This window comes from Roseomonas sp. CECT 9278 (genome assembly GCF_918698155.1).
GTDB lineage: Bacteria > Pseudomonadota > Alphaproteobacteria > Acetobacterales > Acetobacteraceae > Neoroseomonas.
The window spans coordinates 35929-52970 of record NZ_CAKKLX010000022.1; the positions used below are offsets into that span (position 1 = coordinate 35929).

The following is a 17042-nucleotide window of genomic DNA, read 5'->3' on the forward strand; positions in this document are numbered from 1 at the left end:
ATCTCGGCTGCACGCGCGTCGCGCGGATATGGCATGTTACGCGCACGGTCAGCAGAGGGGCACAGGCAATGGCGAAGCTCAACGTCAATGGGCGGGTACTGGAGGTCGCGGTCGACCCGGACACCCCGCTGCTCTGGGCCATCCGCGACCATGTCGGGCTGACCGGCACGAAATACGGCTGCGGCGTCGCGGCCTGCGGCGCCTGCACGGTGCATGTGGACGGGCAGCCGATCCGGTCCTGCTCCATGCCGGTCTCGGCCTTCCAGGAGACGCAGCGCATCGTCACCATCGAAGGGCTCTCGCCCGACGGCAACCACCCGATCCAGGTGGCGTGGCGTGCGCTGGACGTGCCGCAATGCGGCTTCTGCCAGTCCGGCATGATCATGGCCGCCGCCGCGCTGCTGGCCGAGAAGCCCCGCCCGACAGATGCCGATATCGACCAGGCGATGACCAACATCTGCCGCTGCGGCACCTACAACCGCGTGCGCGCCGGCATCCACGCCGCCGTGCGCGGCGGCACGACGGGCTGAGGGAGGCACGACGATGAACGCCATCAACACGATCCGCCCGTCCCGCCGCGCCGTGCTGGCGGGTGCGGGGGCATTCGTCCTCGGCTTCCATGTCGCGCCGAAGGGCGTGCTGGCGCAGGCCTCGGCACCGGCCGCCACACCCGAGGTCAATGCCTGGGTGGTGATCCACCCCGATGACCGCGTGGTGCTGCGGATGGCGCGCACCGAGATGGGCCAGGGCACCCGCACCGGCCTGTGCCAGATGATCGCCGAGGAACTGCACTGCGACTGGGCGAAGATCGAGACGCAATACGTCACGCCGGGCCAGAGCCTGGCGCGCAACCGCGCCTGGGGGAATTTCCTCACCGCCGGCAGCCAGGGCATCCGCCAGAGCCAGGATTATGTCCGGCGTGGCGGCGCCGCGGCGCGGATCATGCTGGTGCAGGCAGCGGCGGCGCAGTGGAACGTGCCGGTCGGTGAATGCTCGGCCAAGGACAGCGTCATCACCCATGCGCCGACCGGGCGGACGCTGCGCTATGGGCAGGTCGCGGCGGCCGCGTCTCGCCTGACGCCGCCCGATCCGGTGCCGCTGAAGGACCCGCGCGAATGGACGGTGATCGGCCAGTCCAAGCCGCGGCTCGACACCGCGGCCAAGACGACGGGCGCGCAGATCTACGGCTCCGACCTGAGGATGCCGAGGATGCTGGTGGCGGTCCCGAAGCGCTGCCCGGTCTTCGGCGGGCGCGTGCGGTCCTTCGACGCGGCGCGCGTGCGCGGCATGCCCGGCGTGCGGCACGTGCTGCAGGTGGGCGACAGCGCGGTCACGGTGGTGGCGGATACCTTCTGGCAGGCCAAGGTCGCGCTGGATGCGCTGCCGATCGAATGGGACCTGGGCGAGAATGCGCGGGTTCAGCAATCCACCATTGACGCCATGCTGGATGAGGGGCTGACCGCGGCCGAGGCCTTCGTCGGCAACAGCAACGGCGATGCGCGTGCGGCCATCGCCGCGGCGCCGCGCAAGGTCGAGGCGACCTATTCCTACCCGTTCCAGAACCACGCGCCGATGGAACCCATGAACGCGACGGTGGTCTGGACGCCGCAGCGTTGCGACGTCTGGTGCCCGACGCAGAATGGCGAGGCCGCGCTGGTCGCGACCGCCCAGGCCGCCGGCCTGCCGCAGACCCAATGCGACGTGCATCGCGTCGACCTTGGCGGCGGCTTCGGCCGGCGCACCACGCATGACTGGCTGATCGACGCGGTGCTGACCGCGAAGCAGGTCCCGGGCGTTCCCATCAAGACGATGTGGACGCGCGAGGAAGACATGATGCACGGCCGTTACCACCCCGTCACCAAGGCGAAGATGACCGCGGGCGTCGACGCACAGGGCAACATCACCGGGCTGCACATGCGGATCTCCGGCCAATCGATCCTGTCCTACGTGTTCCCCACGGCGTTGCAGCAGGGCCGCGACCCGGTGCAGTTCCAGGGGCTCAACGCCAGCGGGGCGGAAAGCGCAATCGGCTATACCTTCCCGAACCTGCTGATCGACCATGCGATGCGCAATACGCATGTCCCACCGCATTTCTGGCGCGGCGTGAACCACAACCAGAACGCCATCTACCTGGAATGCTTCCTGGACGAGGTGGCGCACGCCACCAGCCAGGATCCGCTGGCGCTGCGCCGCAAGCTGATGGGCAACCACCCGAAGCACCTGGCGACGCTGAACGCGGTGGCGGAACGCATCGGCTGGGGCAGCGCGCCGCCCGCCGGGCGCTTCCGCGGCATCGCGCAGCAAATGGGCTTCGGGTCGTACGTGGCCGCCGCGGCGGAGGTCTCGGTCAGCGATGGCGGCGTGCTGCGCATCCATCGGATCGTCGCCGCCACCGACAGCGGCGTGGCGGTGAACCCGCGGCAGATCCAGATGCAGGTCGAGGGATCCTTCGTCTATGGCCTCTCGGCGCTGCTGTACGGCGCCTGCACCGTGAAGGACGGCGCGATCGAGCAGACCAATTTCGACACCTACAACGTGCTGCGCATGGACGAGATGCCGCAGGTCGAGACGATCGTGATGCCCTCGGGCGGTTTCTGGGGCGGCGTGGGCGAGCCCACCATCATGGTGGCGGCACCCGCGGTGCTGAACGCGATCTTCGCGGCGACCGGCAAGCGTATCCGCTCGGTGCCGCTGAAGGATCAGGACCTGCGCCGCGCGTGAGCGCGCGGCACGCATGCGGCGCGTGACATGCGGGCGGCGCTGGTCCTGCTGCTTGCCGCGGCATCGCCCGCGGCGGGCCAGGTCACGCCCTTCACGGTGGCGGGCGATGCCATCGAGGCACCGCTCGCCGGCCGCGCCGGCGATGCCGCGCGCGGCGAGGCCGTGGTGAAGAACCGGGAGAGCGCGAATTGCCTGATCTGCCACAGCATCCCCGACGCCCGCGAAGCCTTCATGGGGGAGATCGGCCCGCCTTTGGCCGGCGTGGGCGCGCGCCTGACGCCCGGGCAGATCAGGCTGCGCCTGGTCGACCCCACGCTGGTCAATCCCGGCGCGATCATGCCGCCCTATCATCGCATCCACGACCTGGTGCGGGTCGATCCGCGCTTCGCCGGCCGGCCCGTGCTGAGCGCCCAGGAGATCGAGGACGTGGTCGCCTGGCTGGCCACGCTGCGGGAGTAGCGCCGTGATGAAAGCCTCGCGCCGCGCCGTGCTGGTCCTGCCGATCGCCACGGCCGCGCTGCCTGCGGCCGCGGCCGAGGAGGATGTCGCGACCGCCGAGCGCGCCATCCTCGCTGGCCGCACGCCGGTCGCGACCGGCATCGCCTTCGAGATGCCGCCGCTGTCGGAGAACGGCAATTCCGTCGATGTCGCCGTGCGCGTCGACAGCCCGATGACCGCCGCCGACCACGTGCGCGCCATCCACATCCTGTCCGAGAAGAACCCGGTGCCGCGCGTGGCCAGTTTCACCCTGACGCCGCGCGCCGGGCGGGCGGAGGTCGCGACGCGCATCCGCCTCGCCACCTCCCAGCAGATCATCGTGCTGGCCGAGACCTCCGCCGGCCAGGTGCATCGTGCCATGCGCGAGGTGATCGTCGTGCTCGGCGCCTGCGTGGAGACCGGCTGATGGCCAACCCCATCATCGCGCGCATCACGCTGCCCGAACGCGCCCGCCGCGGCGAGATCATCACCATCCGCGTGCTGGTCCGCCACCCGATGGAACGCGCCATCGACGCACCCGGCCTGACGCCCCTGCCGCGCAAGATCCTGCACACGATGCGCGTGACCTATGCGGGGGAGGAGGTGGTCCGCGCCGACCTGTCCCAGGGCATCACCGCGAACCCCTACATCGAATTCACCACCGTGGCGGTCGACAACGGCCCGATCGTCTTCGAATGGGACGAGGATGGCGGCACCACCTATCGGCGGGAGGCCCGCCTGGTGGTGACGTGATCCGCCGCGCGGCGGCCGCGGCGGCGCTGCTGGCCTGCGGCGTCGCGGCAGCGTCCGAACTGCGTCCCGCGCGCGATTTTCTTTCGCCCGAATTGCGCGCGCAGCAGGATGATCCCTCGCGCCATCCCGGCTGGCTCTGGGTCGAGGAGGGCGAGGCGCTGTGGCAGCGCGGCGAGCGGTCCTGCCAATCCTGCCATGGCGGGATCGCGACCATGGCGGGGGTCGCGACGCGCTACCCCGCCGTCGCGCCGGATGGCGCGCTGCTGAACCTGGAAGGCCGGATCGAACGTTGCCGCACGCAGCAGCAGGGCGCGGCCGCCTTCGGCTACGAGAGCGACGCCTTGCTCTCGCTGACCGCCGCCGTCGCGCAACGCTCGCGCGGCCTGCCGATGAGTGTGGCGACCGATGGCGCGGCTGCCCCCTTCGTCGAGGAAGGGCGGCGCTTCTATGAAGCGCGCCAGGGCCAGCTCAACCTCGCCTGCGGGCAGTGCCACGACGACAATGCCGGCCGGCGGCTGCGCGGCGACGTCATCTCCAACGGGCTGGGCACCGGCTATCCGGCCTATCGGCTGGACTGGAACACGCTGGGCTCGCTGCACCGGCGGCTGCGCGCCTGTTCGCTTGGCGTACGGGCCACGCAGCTCCCGCTTGGGGCGCCGGAATACCTGTCGCTGGAATTGTTCCTCGCGGCGCGCGCCGCCGGGCTGCCGGTGGAAGCGCCGGGGCTGCGGCGGTGATCACTTGATCGGGGCGGCGGCGAAGCGCGCCTTGCCTTCCGCCTCCAGCGCGGCGCGGCGTTCGGCCTGCTGGCGCTGGACGGCGTCGCGGTCGGACCGACTGTAGCGGTAGCGCCGGCACCCGGCGTTCCATTCCGTGATGGCCGCGTTGAACGCCTGAACCTGGAACTGGTTGGCGCTGCGCATGTCGGGGCGGGCGGCCTCGATGCGGGTGTCGTTGAACATACACCAGCGCAATTCGGCGCGGCTGAGCGTGCGGTCGCCGGTGTGCTCGGGCGGCTTGGTCTCGGTCAGGTCGTCGCCGCAGGCGATCAGGCCAAGGGCGACGAACACGGCGGCGGCGGAGTGAAGGCGCATCGGCGGCATCCTGCGGCGGCTCGGGCGATTCCCCGGAATGCTAGCATGGCCGGAACGATATGGTGCGGTGACCTTGCGCTCACGGCGCGCCCCCTTACGGTGCGCGCCGACCACGAGGAGGCGCCCCATGGCCCAGCGCAAGCACCGCATCGCCGTCATTCCCGGCGACGGCATCGGCAAGGAAACCACGCCCGAGGGGCTGCGCGTGCTGGACGCCGCGGCGCGCCGCTTCGGCTTCGACCTGGAACTGACCCACTACGACTGGTCCTGCGAGACCTACACGACGACCGGCAAGATGATGCCCGATGACGGCATGGACCGGCTGCGTGACAGCGATTCCATCTTCCTCGGCGCCGTGGGCTGGCCGGGCGTGCCGGACCATGTCTCGTTGTGGGGCCTGTTGATCCCGATCCGCCGCCAATTCGACCAGTATGTCAGCCTGCGGCCCTGCAAGCTGCTGCCGGGGTCGAAGTCGCCGCTGGCCGGCCGCGGGCCGGAGGATATCGACTTCTACGTGGTGCGCGAGAATACCGAAGGCGAGTATTCCTCCATCGGCGGCAAGATGTTCCCCGGCACCGACCGGGAATTCGTCTCCCAGCAGACGGTGCTGACGCGCATCGGCTGCGACCGCATCATGAAATACGCCTTCGAGCTGGCCATGACGCGCAAGCGACGGAAGGTGACGTCCGCCACCAAGTCGAACGGCATCACCTTCACCATGCCCTATTGGGATGAACGCTTCGACGCCATGGCGAAGAACTACCCGGAGGTGACGACGGACCAGTTCCACATCGACATCCTCTGCGCCCATTTCGTGCAGCACCCGGACTGGTTCGACGTGGTGGTGGGGTCGAACCTGTTCGGGGACATCCTGAGCGACCTGGGCCCGGCCGTGGCGGGGTCCATCGGCATCGCCGCCAGCGCCAACATCAATCCCGAGAAGACCGCGCCGTCGATGTTCGAACCCGTGCACGGGTCGGCCCCCGACATCGCCGGCAAGTGGATCGCCAATCCGATCGGCCAGATCTGGTCCGGGGCGATGATGCTGGAACACCTGGGCGAGAAGGCGGCTGCCGACTGCATCGTGCAGACCATCGAGAAGCTCCTGGCCGAGGGCGGCCCGCGCACCCGCGACATGGGCGGCCAGGCCGGCACGGTCGATGTCGGCAAGGCGATCGCCGAGGCCGTGGCCCGCGGATAGACCTGGCAGGCAGGCCGGTGCGCCAATGGCTTGAACGCCCGGCCGTCTGTCGCTATCGTTTCCGGACGTTGCGAGTGACTCGCAACTGACTGTTCGGAGGGTTCGGCCATGGGCCGCGACTTCAGCCATATCGCCCGCCGCTGCGAGCGATCCGTGGTGACGGCCTATCGGGAACTGCGCGAGCAGGGGACCGGCGACTTCAGCGCCTTCGGCGCGTGCACGGCCCTGTATCGCATCCACCACCCGGAATCCTCGGTCAGCGAGGCGCGGCGCCTGGTCGCAGAATGGATCGACCACCACATCATTCGTGCCGCGGACGGCCCGACCGACGGCTGCGACTGCGACTGACCACGCGGCGCGACGGCGCCTCCCGTCTGCGCCTGCTGCAGGCCCGATCCTGGTCGAACGACGTTATCAGACAAGCATCCGCTTCAACCCGCAGGCTTCGCCCAGGCGATCGCCGCACGCGCCAGGGCATCGATCGTGTCCGCCACCGGGAAGGGCAGGGCAGGCCCGGCGGCCATGCCAAGCGGGATCTCCGTGCAGCCCAGCACCACCGCCCGCGCGCCGCGCCCGGCCAGGGCGATCGCCATCTCGGCCAGCGGCGCATAGGCTTCCGCCACCCGATTCGCCTTCACGCCGTCGATCGCCGGCATGACGATGCGGTCCATCTCCTCCGCCGAGGGCACCAGCACCTGGTAGCCGCGGCCCTCGAGCCGGTCCTGGTACAGGCGCATCGCCAGCGTGCCCTTGGTCGCCATCAGCCCGATCGGGCCGTTCGCCACGCCAAGGCGCAGCAACTCGTCCGATGCGGCCTCGACAATGTGCAGGATGGGCAGGCGCGTTGCCGCCTGCATGGCGTCGAACCAACCATGGGCGGTGTTGCACGGTATGGCGATGGCGCCGGCGCCGGCGGCTTCCAGCCCGGCGATGCCGCGCATCAGGGCCGCCAGCGGGTCCTCGCCGCCGGACAGCCGCGCCGCGGTGCGATCGGGCACCCGCGGGTCCGACCACAGGATGGTCGGGATGTGGTCCTGGTCGCGCTCCGCCGGGGTCAGCAGCGTCAGGCGCTGCATGAAGGTGGCCCCGGCCAGCGGACCCATGCCGCCCAGCACGCCCAGCGTCCTTGCCTCGGTCATCCCGCGAATATCCCGTCCCAGGTCAGCTTCACCCCGGTCGCCAGCAGCAGCCCATACAGCAGCCAGTAGAACAGCGCATCCGAGACGTGCCGCTGCATCCAGATGCCAAGATACACGCCCGCCGGCGCCAATGGCAGCAGCACCAGGCTGGTGGCCAGGTTGCCGAGGCTGAGATTGCCCAGGAAGAAATACGGCACCAGCTTCACGTAGTTGACGATGCCGAAGAACACCACGGTGGTCGCGGCCATCACCTGGCGGTCCAGCCGCCGCGGATACAGGTAGATCGCGAGCGGCGGCGACCCGGCATGGGCGATGGTGCTGGTGAAGCCCGATGCGGCCGCGCAGATGCTGCCCTTGATCGGGTTGTGCGGCGCCGGCGCCGGTGCCTCCCGGTGGCGCGCGAGCCACAGCGTCCGCGCCAGGAAGGCCAGCGTCGTGACGCCGACCATCGCCATGATCGCGCGGTCGGACATCAGGGAGAAGACCAGCCCGCCGATCAGGATGCCGACCAGCGCGCCGGGCACCAGCACGCGCATCTCCCGCTTGTCCCACGTGCCCCACCAGGCCCGCAGGCCCGAGACATCCATCGCGCACAGGACGGGCAGCGCGATGCCGGCGGCGATCGGCGCCGGCACGCTCAGCGCCATCAGCGGCACCATCAGGTTGCCCGCGCCCGAGGCGAACCCGCCCTTGCTGATGCCGGTGATCAGAACGGCCGGGATCGCGAGGGCGTAGAACCAGGGATCGGTGACGAAGGCCAAGGCAGGGTGACGCTCGATGGGTCAGCGTGTATGCCACGCCGCCCTCGCATCGCCCATCCCGGAGGCCGCGCCATGGACCACCTGACCGACCCGTTCTGGCTGGCCGCGCTGGCTGCCGCCATGGCCGCGACCGGGCTGGTCTCGGGCACGCTGGCGGGGCTGCTGGGCGTCGGCGGGGGCATCGTGATCGTGCCGCTGCTGTTCAACGTGTTTCCGCTGTTCGGCATTCCGGAGGCGATCCAGATGAAGGTGGCGGTCGCGACGTCGCTGGCCACCATCATCCCCACCTCGATCCAGTCGGCGCGCAAGCACTACGCGACGGGCACCATGGATGTGGCGCTGCTGCGGTCGATCTGGCCGGCCATGCTGGCGGGCGTCGCCTTCGGCACCTTCATTGGCGTGTATGTGAAGGGCGAGGGGCTGACCGCGGTCTTCGCCATGGTGGCGCTGCTGGTGGCGCTGAACATGGGCTTCACCGGCGTCGACTTCAAAATCGCCGACCGCGTGCCGGATGGCCCGCCGCGCGCGGCGCTGGGCATCGGCATCGGGTCGATCAGCGCGATGATGGGCATCGGTGGCGGGACGCTGGGCGTGCCGATCCTGTCGATGTTCGGCTACCCGATCCGCGCGGCGGTCGCGACGGCCGCGGCCTTCGGGCTGATCATCTCGATCCCCGCGACCGTCGGCTTCGTTCTGGGCGGGTGGAATGACGCGCGGGTGCCGCCCTTCTCGGTCGGCTATGTCAACCTGATCGGCTTCGCGCTGATCGCGCCGAGTTCCATCCTGGCGACACCCTGGGGCGTGAAGCTGGCGCACACCATCCCGCCGCTGTGGCTGAAGCGGGCCTTCGCGGTGTTTTTGGCGGCAACGAGCCTGCGCATGTTCTGGTCGCTGTTCACCTGACAGGATTCGCGCGACCGGCCCCGCACGCACATTCGGCCCGAGGCTTTGCCTCGGGCCGCGAGCGCGAAGCGCGACCGCGCGCGACCGACCTTCGGCGCCAATGCGCCCTTGCCGCGCGAAGCCAAGGCGCGCGGATTCGCGCCGCCCAGCGTCTGAGGGTCACACGGATCTTCTATGGTCCTTGAACATCTCCCGCAGCTTCGTCTTCAGGATCTTGCCTGTCGCGGTGTGCGGGATCTCGTCCACCACCACCAGGTCGTCGGGCAGCCACCATTTCGCGACCTTGTCGGCCAGGAAGTCCCGCATCTGGTCCAGCGATGGCGAGAGCACGCCCGGCTTCATCACCAGGATCAGCAGCGGGCGCTCGTCCCACTTCGCATCGGCCATCGCCACGACGGCGGCCTCCGCCACGCCGGGATACGCGACCGCGGCATTCTCCAGCGCGATGGAGGAGATCCATTCGCCGCCGGACTTGATCACATCCTTCGACCGGTCGGTGATCTCCATGTAGCCGTGCTCGTCCATGGTCGCGACATCGCCCGTGTCGAAGAAGCCGCTGTCATCGAGGATCTCCTCCTCCTCGCGCCGGAAGTAGCGGCGCGCGATGGCCGGGCCGCGCACCTTGAGCCGCCCGAACGCCTGGCCGTCCCACCGGACCGGCGCGCCGGTGTCGTCGGTGATCTTCATCTCGACCGTATAGGGCGGCGTGCCCTGCTTGGCCTGCAGGCGCAGCATGGCGTCGCCCTTCAGGTGCGCGACCTCGGGCTTGACCGCGAACAGCGTGCCGACCGGCGACATCTCCGTCATGCCCCAGGCATGGATCACCCGCACGCCGTATTTCTCCTGGTAGGCCTTGGTGATGGCGGGCGGGCAGGCGGAGCCGCCGATCGCCACCCGGTTCATGGAATCGATGCGCGACCCGGTGCTCTCGAGGTGTTGCAGCAGCATCATCCAGACGGTCGGCACGGCGGCCGAGAAGGTCACGCGCTCGCGCTCGATCAGTTCATGCACGGATGCGCCGTCCAGCTTGGCGCCCGGCATCACCAGCGCCGCGCCCACCATCGGCGCGCACAAGGCCAGCGACCAGCCATTGGCATGGAACATCGGCACCACCGGCATCACCCGGTCCGCCGCGCCCAGGCCGAAGGCATCCACCTGGTTGGACACCAGGGCGTGGATCACGTTCGACCGATGCGAATACACCACGCCCTTCGGATCGCCCGTGGTGCCCGATGTGTAGCAGATGCCCGCCGCGGCATTCTCGTCCACGCGCATCCAGGCGAAGTCGCCATCCACCTCGGCGATCCAGTCCTCATACGCGATGGCGCCGGGCAGTGCCGTCGTCGGCATGTTCGCGGCATCGGTCAGGATCACGTACCGCTCGACCGCCGGCATCTTCGCCGCCAGCGCCTCCGCCAGCTTCACGAAGGTCAGGTCGAGCATCAGCACGCGCGATCCCGCATGGGTCATGATCCAGGCGATCTGCTCGGGGAACAGGCGTGGGTTGACGGTGTGGTAGACCGCGCCGGCGCCGGTGATGCCGTACCAGGCCTCGAGGTGCCGCCAGGTGTTCCAGGCCAGCGTCGCCACGCGGTCGCCGGGCCTGATGCCGTCCCGCGCCAGGCGTTGCGCCACCCGCAGCGCGCGGCCGCGCACCGTCGCGTAGTCGGTCCGGTGGAACGGGCCCTCGACGGACCGCGAGACCACCGCGCGCCTGGGGTGCTGGATGGCCGCGTGGTCCAGCACCGTGTGCATCAGCAGCGGCCAGTCCTGCATCAAGCCAAGCATGCGTCGCCTCCCCTGCGCGATCCGTCCTGGCCCTGCGCGGGCGGCGGATCGTCCGATACGGAAAGGCTACACCAATTCCATGCCGCGTCAGCGGGGTGCCGATGGCCCGCCCGGATCGCGGTCGGCTGCGGGCACGCGCGACGACGCAGCGGGTGCCGGGAGCCCTGCCGCGCGCCAGGCCGGCCGAACGCGGTGCCGGTGCGGGGCGGCCATGCCGGCGCGGCGGTTGCGGCGCGTCCCGCGCTGCACCATTTTGCCCATCCGGGCGTCGTGCCCGAAAAGGGAGGCGAGCCGTGGTGAGCGTGCCGGATATCACCCCGAAGGCGACGTGGGAGGCCCTGCGCAACGACCCGCAGGTGGCGCTGGTCGATGTGCGTACCGACGCCGAGTGGAATTTCGTCGGCCTGCCGGACCTCGCCTCGATTGCCAAGCAGACCGTGCTGATCCCCTGGCAGATCTATCCTGGCATGCAGGTGAATGGCCATTTCGCCGACCAACTGCACAAGGCCGGGCTGACGCCGCTGCACCGCATCCATTTCATCTGCCGGTCCGGCGCACGTTCGCTGGCCGCCGGCCAGGCGGCGCAGGCCGCCGGCTTCCCGCACGCCTTCAACGTGGCCGATGGCTTCGAAGGCCCGGTCGACGCGCAGGGCCATCGCGGCACCGTGGCCGGCTGGAAGGCCGACGGCCTGCCCTGGCGGCAACGCTGAAGCGGGGGCATCCTGGCGCGACCGACACCTGGGGAAACGCGCCATGACACCGCTGCCGCTGACGTCCGAATTCCTGTTCCGCATGGCGCTGTCCGCCGGCACGCCACAGATGGCCGGCACAGCCCGCAACGGGGAGCTGCGCGTCATCCCGGTGACCGGCGGCAGGCTGGAAGGGCCGCGCTTCAACGGCGAGGTGCTGCCGGGCACCGCCGCCGACTGGCTGCGCGTCGATCCCGACGGGACCGCGCACATGGATGTGCGCCTGACACTCAAGGCGTCGTCGGGCGGCATCGTCTACATGCACTACACCGGCATCCGCACCGGTGCGCCGGAGGTGCTGGCACGGCTGAACGGCGGGCAGCCGGTGGACCCCGCCGACTACTACTTCCGCGTCGCCATCCGCTTCGAGACCGGCGCGACCGACCTCGCGTGGATGAACAAGGTCATCGCCGTGGGCATGGGGCAGCGGCCGCCGAGCGGGCCGACCTATGATGTCTATGCCATCAACTGAGGTGACGGAGGGGCGCTGCCCCTGCGGACCACCCCGCCAGGGGGCTGCGGCCCCCTCGACCGCGGAGACTTGGAGCAGATCGCGTTCAGATGGAATCATCTGAAGGCGTGAAGATGCTCTGAAAACAACAGTCTAGAGCCTGCGACGTGAGCGCGAGGCGAACGCAGCAGGCTCTAGCGCGGCACGTTCAGGCGCTGCAGGATCGGGCGCCACTGGTCGTCGGAACGCTTCAGGAAATTCGCGAAATCCTCGGGGCTGCCGCCAGCCAGGAACTGCCCGTCGGTGGTCAGGCGATCGCGAACGCGGGCATCCTGCAAGGCCTCGTTCGCGGCGGCATTCAGGCGCTGCACCAGCTCCGCCGGGGTGCGCGCCGGGGCCAGCATGCCGAACCACGACAACACCTCCAGCCCCGGTGCGAACTGGCCGATCAACGGCACCTCGGGCGTGGATTCCACGCGGCGCGCACTGGTCCAGGCGATCAGCCGCCCCTGCCGGTTGCGGTGCACCGGCTGCGCGGTGCCGCCGGCGACGATCAGCATGTCCAGGTCCCCCGCCAGGAACGCCGCCAGCTGCGCTGAATCCCCGCGGTAGGTGACGTCCTGCATGGTGATGCCCAGGCGCTCCATCACCATCAGCATGGCCACGTTGGTCAGCGTGGTCGGACCATTGGTGCCATAGGTCATCACCCCGGGTCGCGCCTTCGCCGCCGCCACCCAGGCCGGCACATCGACCGGACCACCCTCCAGTTTCGTGATGATGCCGAAGGGGAAAGTCGTCGCCAGCATGACCGGCGCGAAGTCATCCACCTTGTAGGGCAGGTTCGGCACGATCACCGGGTTGATGGTCAGCGTGGTGCCGGCCGCCATCAGCAGGGTCTGCCCATCGGGCCGGGCGCGCGCCACGAACTCCGCGCCGATCACGGTATTCGCCCCGGGCCGGTTCTCCACCTGGACAGTCTGGCCCAGCAGCGCCGTCATGCGCTCGGCCAGCAGGCGCGTGACGATGTCGGTGCTGCCGCCGGGCGCGAAGGGCACCACCACCGTGACCGGCCGCGCGGCCTGCGCCAGGGCGGGTGCGGGAAGCAGGGCCAGCGCGCCCAGCAGCGGGCGGCGGGAAATGCGGAATGGCATGGTGGCGTGGTCCTCGGCGCTTTATCCGTCGCGCTCTGTGGCGCGGTCCGGCGCAGTATCGCCCGGTCAGCGCCGCCCGGCCAGTTGCCGGTTCTCGAGCCGGCTCAGCACCCGCACCAGCGGCCACAGCAGGATGAAATACACCACCGCCGCCACCATGATGGGCGTCGCGTTATAGGTGACGGACTGCGCCTGGCGCGCCTGGAACAGGAGTTCCGGCAACGCCACCACGGATGCGATGGAGGTCAGCTTCACCACCTCCAGCGTGTTCGAGATCAGGTCCGGCAGCACGTTGCGCACCGCCTGCGGCAGCACGACGAAGCGCATGGTCTGCCCGCGCGTGAGGCCGGTCGATCGCGCCGCTTCGATCTGCCCGCGCGGGATGCTTTCGATCCCCGCGCGCAGGATCTCGCCGTAATAGGCGCCGGTGTTGAGGAAGAACCCGATCGCCACCGCCCCCCAGGCGCCGACATCCAGCCCCATGAAGGGCAGCCCGGCGAAGATGAAGATCAGCAGCACCAGCGGCGGCAGGGCGCGGAAGGTGTCGACCCAGGCGCGCAGCGGCCACTTCACCCAAGGGCTGTGCACGGTGGACAGCACCGCGATCAGCACGCCGCCCAGGATGCCGAGCGGCACCACCAGCGCCGACAGCAGCAGCGTGGCCTGCAGCCCCTGCCACAGGATCGGCCAGGCGTCCTGGACGATCTGCCAGTTCAGGAAGGTGTCGAGGAAGATGTCCACGGTGCTACCGCCGCGCCAAGCGGCTGGCGCGCTGCGCCGTCGTGGCCCGCGTCCGCATGCCCGTCATCGCTTCCACGCGAAGCGCGTCTCGATCCAGCGCCCCAGCACCACCACCGGGAAGAACAGCACCAGGTAGGCGATCGCGCCGAGTGTCAGCGGCGAAGGATTGAACGAGAACGACACCCCCGCATTCGCCGCGCCCAATATGTCCGGCACCGCCACCACCGACGCCAGCGCCGTGCCCTTGGTGATGGCGATGGTGCGGTTGGTCAGCGGCGGGATGGTGATGCGCAGCGCCTGCGGCAGCACGACGTAGGACAGCGTCTGCACGAAGCCGAGCCCGGTCGATCGCGCCGCCTCCCACTGCCCCTTCGGCACGGAGGTGATGCCGGCCCAGAAGATCTCCTCCGAGAACGCCATCAGCACCAGCGTCAGCGCCAGCCAGGACGCCACGAAGCCCGACAACTCCAGCCCCGCATTGGGCAGCCCGAAATACAGCAACACGATGATGACCAGCGGTGGCAGGGCGCGGAACAGGTCCACCACGAAGATGATCAGCCAGTTCAGCGGCCGGATGCCGAAAGCGCGGACCAGCGCCAGCGCCAGGCCCGCCGCCAGCCCCGCGGCAATGATGCACAGCGCCAGCACCACGGTCAGCCAGAAGCCGTCGATGATCTTGGGCAGGTATTCCGCCATGACGCGGGCGTTGAAGAAACTGTCGGTGAAGCGTTCCCAGCCGGTCATGGCGTGCAAAGCCCGCCCCGGCCTGCGCTAGGATGCGCGCCAGTGCCGAAGAAGGACCGCGCCGAATGACCCTGCCGAAGACCGCCGCGCTGGCCGTGCTTGCCATGCTCTGCACCGCCGCGGGGCCACCGCCCGAGGACCAGCGCATGGTGCCCGGCGGCCGTGGCGGCTTCGTCAGCGACGGCGCGGATGGCTGCTGGCTGTGGGCGAGCGGCATCCGCGCCAGCGCGCAGAACCTCACCGCCTCCTGGAGCGGCCCCTGCCCGGAAGGCCCGGCCGAGGGCGAGGGCCGCGCCGAGGTCCGCTGGCAGGAGGATGGCGCCGAGCGCGCCATGATCTACGAAGGCGCGCTGCGCCGCGGCAAGAACGAAGGCCGCGGCATCCTCACCCTGCTGAGCGGCAAGGAGATCCGCGTCCGGCAGGAGGGCACCTTCCGCGACGACTACTTCGTCTCGGGACGCGTCGAATTCCCCTCCGCCAACATCGTGTACGAGGGCGGCTGGAGCCGCACGCACCCGAATGGCCGCGGCCGCCTGGTCATCCGCGGCCGCGTCTTCGAGGGCGACTGGACGAATGGCTGCCTGCGCACGCCGCAGGGCTGGTTCGCCTTCACCCGCCCGGCGCAGGAATGCGAGGGGCGCGATACCTGACGCCGCCGCGCCCGCGCAGGCCCGGCGCCCGCATGCCGTCATGACGGGGCGGTGCGGCATCAATGCCGCTCGATCTGGCGGATGAAGCCGCGGGTGCGCTCGTGCTGCGGATTCGCGAAGATCTCATCCGGCGCGCCGGTCTCGACGATGGCGCCATCCGCCATGAACACCACGCGGTCGGCGGCCGCCTTGGCGAATCCCATCTCGTGGCTGACCACCACCATGGTCATGCCGTCCTCGCGCAATTCGCGCATCACCGCCAGCACGCCGCCGACCAGTTCGGGATCCAGCGCGCTGGTCGGTTCGTCGAACAGCATCACGCGCGGTTCCAGCGCGATGGCGCGCGCGATCGCGACGCGCTGCTGCTGGCCGCCCGAAAGCTGCAACGGGTAATGGTCGGCGCGATCGCCCAGATGCACCCGATCCAGCGCGGCCGCCGCCTTCGCCTCGGCCTCCGCGCGGCCGAGCCCCTGCACCTTGCGCAGCGCCAGCGCGACATTCCCCAGCGCCGTCATGTGCGGATAGAGGTTGAAGGACTGGAACACCATCCCGATGCGCTGCCGCGCCTTGTTGATGTCGGTGCGCGCATCGAGCATGTCGATGCCGTCCACCGTCACCGAGCCGGATGACGGATCCTCCAGCCGGTTCAGGCAGCGCAGCAGCGTCGATTTCCCCGAACCGGACGGGCCGATCAGGAAGACCAGTTCCTTCTCGGCCACCACCAGGTCCACGCCCTTCAGCACATGGAGGTGGCCGAAATGCTTGTGGATCGCGCGCGCCTCGACGATCGGGGCGCTTTGCATCAGCCGCAGGTCGGGTTCTGCGGGGTCGGGTCGAAGCCCGGCATGTCGGGCGGGCCATAGCCGGGGAACTCGATGCGCTCCGCCTGGTCGGGGCCGGGGGCATTGCCGAACCAGCGCTCGGACAGCCGCGCCACGGTGCCGTCGCGCTTCATGCAGGTCAGGATGTCCTCGACCTGGTTGCGCATCGCGCCGCTGTCACGGCGGAACGGCGTGCCCCAATGCAGCCGCGAGCCCGGCAGCACGAAATCCGCCACATATTGCGGCGTGCGCGAGGCCGAGTAGCGGACCACCGTGTTCCCCGACAGGTTCGCATAGGCGCGCCCCTGGATCACCGCCTGCGCCGCATCCGCCTGGCTGTCGAAAGCGAGCAGCGTCAGGTTGAGCCGTTCGCGGTTGTTGTTGACCCACTGCTCATAGGGCGTGCCCTTGTTCACGCTGATCGTCTTGCCGCGCAGGTCTTCTTCCGAGCGGATCGGCGGCGTGCCGCGGCGGATGCCGAATTGCAGCTCGGTCCAGATGTAGCCCTCGGTGAACAGCAGCGCCTCGGCGCGTTCGCGCGTGACGGTGGTGGGCGCGCACAGGAAGTCGTACCGCCCGGCATTCAGCGCGGGGATCAGGCCGGAGAAGGCGGCGCTGTCGATCACGATCTCACGCCCCATGCGCCGCGCCACTTCGCGGAACAGGTCGATCTGGAAGCCCTGCACGCCGCCCTGCAGCGACGGGAAGGCATGCGGGGCGAAGGTGCCGTCCACCGCGCAGCGCAGCGGCGGCTGCCCCTGCGCGAGGGCGGGGCCTGCCACGGCGGCCGAAAGGAAGGCGGCGGCGATCAGCCTGCGCATGGGGGAAACCTCCTGTTCACGTTGTGCCCTGCAACATTTCCAGATGGCTGCCCTGCTGTCCATGCAGGGACCGCCAC

General features: G+C 69.9%; 21 protein-coding genes. 12 read left to right on the top strand and 9 right to left on the bottom strand.

The genetic code is table 11. The features are described from left to right. The first annotated feature begins 68 nt into the window (after nt 1–68). From LQ222_RS15160 to soxA, 6 genes are read left to right on the top strand one after another with little or no spacing between them, the layout of a single operon-like run. A complete protein-coding gene (locus tag LQ222_RS15160) occupies nt 69–530 on the top strand; it encodes a (2Fe-2S)-binding protein (RefSeq protein ID WP_230167667.1) in 462 nt (153 codons plus the stop codon). 13 nt (nt 531–543) lie between these two features. Then, nucleotides 544–2721, top strand: coding sequence for a molybdopterin cofactor-binding domain-containing protein (locus tag LQ222_RS15165; protein WP_230167668.1), 2178 nt, complete (start codon nt 544–546; stop codon nt 2719–2721). Between the two features lie 27 nt (nt 2722–2748). Then, on the top strand, nt 2749–3180 hold the full coding sequence (soxX, locus tag LQ222_RS15170; RefSeq protein ID WP_230167669.1) for a sulfur oxidation c-type cytochrome SoxX: 432 nt from the start codon (nt 2749–2751) through the stop codon (nt 3178–3180). 7 nt (nt 3181–3187) lie between these two features. Beyond that, entirely contained in the window at nt 3188–3625 is a 438-nt protein-coding gene (locus LQ222_RS15175; protein ID WP_230167670.1) for a thiosulfate oxidation carrier protein SoxY, read from the top strand. After that, a complete protein-coding gene (locus tag LQ222_RS15180) occupies nt 3625–3951 on the top strand; it encodes a thiosulfate oxidation carrier complex protein SoxZ (protein ID WP_230167671.1) in 327 nt (108 codons plus the stop codon). Before LQ222_RS15175 ends, LQ222_RS15180 begins: the two co-directional genes overlap by 1 nt. Continuing rightward, nucleotides 3948–4688 (top strand): sulfur oxidation c-type cytochrome SoxA, encoded by a 741-nt coding sequence (gene soxA / locus LQ222_RS15185; protein WP_230167672.1) that lies wholly within the window; start codon nt 3948–3950, stop codon nt 4686–4688. Before LQ222_RS15180 ends, soxA begins: the two co-directional genes overlap by 4 nt. Here soxA and LQ222_RS15190 read toward each other — a convergent pair whose 3' ends face one another. Continuing rightward, entirely contained in the window at nt 4689–5045 is a 357-nt protein-coding gene (locus tag LQ222_RS15190; protein WP_230167673.1) for a hypothetical protein, read from the bottom strand. A gap of 127 nt (nt 5046–5172) precedes the next feature. Here LQ222_RS15190 and LQ222_RS15195 point away from each other — a divergent pair, with 127 nt between their 5' ends. Further along, entirely contained in the window at nt 5173–6246 is a 1074-nt protein-coding gene (locus LQ222_RS15195; RefSeq protein WP_230167674.1) for a tartrate dehydrogenase, read from the top strand. 108 nt (nt 6247–6354) lie between these two features. Further along, the gene (locus LQ222_RS15200) at nt 6355–6594 is read left to right on the top strand and encodes a hypothetical protein (RefSeq protein WP_230167675.1); all 240 of its coding nucleotides are present in this window, start codon (nt 6355–6357) and stop codon (nt 6592–6594) included. An 83-nt stretch (nt 6595–6677) separates the two neighbouring features. On the opposite strand, the gene LQ222_RS15205 is transcribed toward LQ222_RS15200, so the two are convergent. Then, complete coding sequence (locus tag LQ222_RS15205; RefSeq protein ID WP_230167676.1) at nt 6678–7385, bottom strand: aspartate/glutamate racemase family protein; 708 nt, start codon at nt 7383–7385, stop codon at nt 6678–6680. After that, the gene (locus LQ222_RS15210; protein ID WP_230167677.1) at nt 7382–8146 is read right to left on the bottom strand and encodes a sulfite exporter TauE/SafE family protein; all 765 of its coding nucleotides are present in this window, start codon (nt 8144–8146) and stop codon (nt 7382–7384) included. Before LQ222_RS15210 ends, LQ222_RS15205 begins: the two co-directional genes overlap by 4 nt. Nucleotides 8147–8218: 72 nt before the next feature. Between LQ222_RS15210 and LQ222_RS15215 the strand changes: the two genes are divergently transcribed. Further along, on the top strand, nt 8219–9049 hold the full coding sequence (locus tag LQ222_RS15215; RefSeq protein WP_230167678.1) for a sulfite exporter TauE/SafE family protein: 831 nt from the start codon (nt 8219–8221) through the stop codon (nt 9047–9049). Nucleotides 9050–9208: 159 nt separating this feature from the next. Here the strand turns inward: LQ222_RS15215 and LQ222_RS15220 are convergent, their stop codons facing one another. Further along, the gene (locus LQ222_RS15220) at nt 9209–10837 is read right to left on the bottom strand and encodes a long-chain-fatty-acid--CoA ligase (protein ID WP_230167679.1); all 1629 of its coding nucleotides are present in this window, start codon (nt 10835–10837) and stop codon (nt 9209–9211) included. A 296-nt stretch (nt 10838–11133) separates the two neighbouring features. On the opposite strand from LQ222_RS15220, the gene LQ222_RS15225 reads away from it, so the two are divergent. Both LQ222_RS15225 and LQ222_RS15230 read left to right on the top strand, forming a co-directional pair. Further along, nucleotides 11134–11547: a rhodanese-like domain-containing protein gene (locus tag LQ222_RS15225; protein WP_230167680.1), complete on the top strand. Its 414-nt coding sequence runs from the start codon at nt 11134–11136 to the stop codon at nt 11545–11547. A 43-nt stretch (nt 11548–11590) separates the two neighbouring features. After that, nucleotides 11591–12058: a DUF3237 domain-containing protein gene (locus LQ222_RS15230; protein WP_230167681.1), complete on the top strand. Its 468-nt coding sequence runs from the start codon at nt 11591–11593 to the stop codon at nt 12056–12058. Nucleotides 12059–12231: 173 nt separating this feature from the next. On the opposite strand, the gene LQ222_RS15235 is transcribed toward LQ222_RS15230, so the two are convergent. The 3 genes from LQ222_RS15235 to LQ222_RS15245 form a co-directional block, all read right to left on the bottom strand. Further along, nucleotides 12232–13188 carry a tripartite tricarboxylate transporter substrate binding protein gene (locus LQ222_RS15235; RefSeq protein ID WP_230167682.1) on the bottom strand — a complete coding sequence of 319 codons (957 nt, stop codon included), beginning with the start codon at nt 13186–13188 and terminating at the stop codon, nt 12232–12234. A 66-nt stretch (nt 13189–13254) separates the two neighbouring features. Further along, complete coding sequence (locus tag LQ222_RS15240) at nt 13255–13929, bottom strand: amino acid ABC transporter permease (protein WP_230167683.1); 675 nt, start codon at nt 13927–13929, stop codon at nt 13255–13257. Between the two features lie 63 nt (nt 13930–13992). After that, the gene (locus LQ222_RS15245) at nt 13993–14673 is read right to left on the bottom strand and encodes an amino acid ABC transporter permease (RefSeq protein ID WP_230167684.1); all 681 of its coding nucleotides are present in this window, start codon (nt 14671–14673) and stop codon (nt 13993–13995) included. A 65-nt stretch (nt 14674–14738) separates the two neighbouring features. On the opposite strand from LQ222_RS15245, the gene LQ222_RS15250 reads away from it, so the two are divergent. Next, nucleotides 14739–15323 (top strand): hypothetical protein, encoded by a 585-nt coding sequence (locus LQ222_RS15250; protein WP_230167685.1) that lies wholly within the window; start codon nt 14739–14741, stop codon nt 15321–15323. Nucleotides 15324–15382: 59 nt separating this feature from the next. Here LQ222_RS15250 and LQ222_RS15255 read toward each other — a convergent pair whose 3' ends face one another. After that, nucleotides 15383–16126, bottom strand: a complete 744-nt coding sequence (locus tag LQ222_RS15255) for an amino acid ABC transporter ATP-binding protein (protein ID WP_230167686.1) — start codon at nt 16124–16126, stop codon at nt 15383–15385. Continuing rightward, a complete protein-coding gene (locus LQ222_RS15260; protein ID WP_230167687.1) occupies nt 16126–16965 on the bottom strand; it encodes a transporter substrate-binding domain-containing protein in 840 nt (279 codons plus the stop codon). Before LQ222_RS15260 ends, LQ222_RS15255 begins: the two co-directional genes overlap by 1 nt. Between the last annotated feature and the right edge of the window lie 77 nt (nt 16966–17042).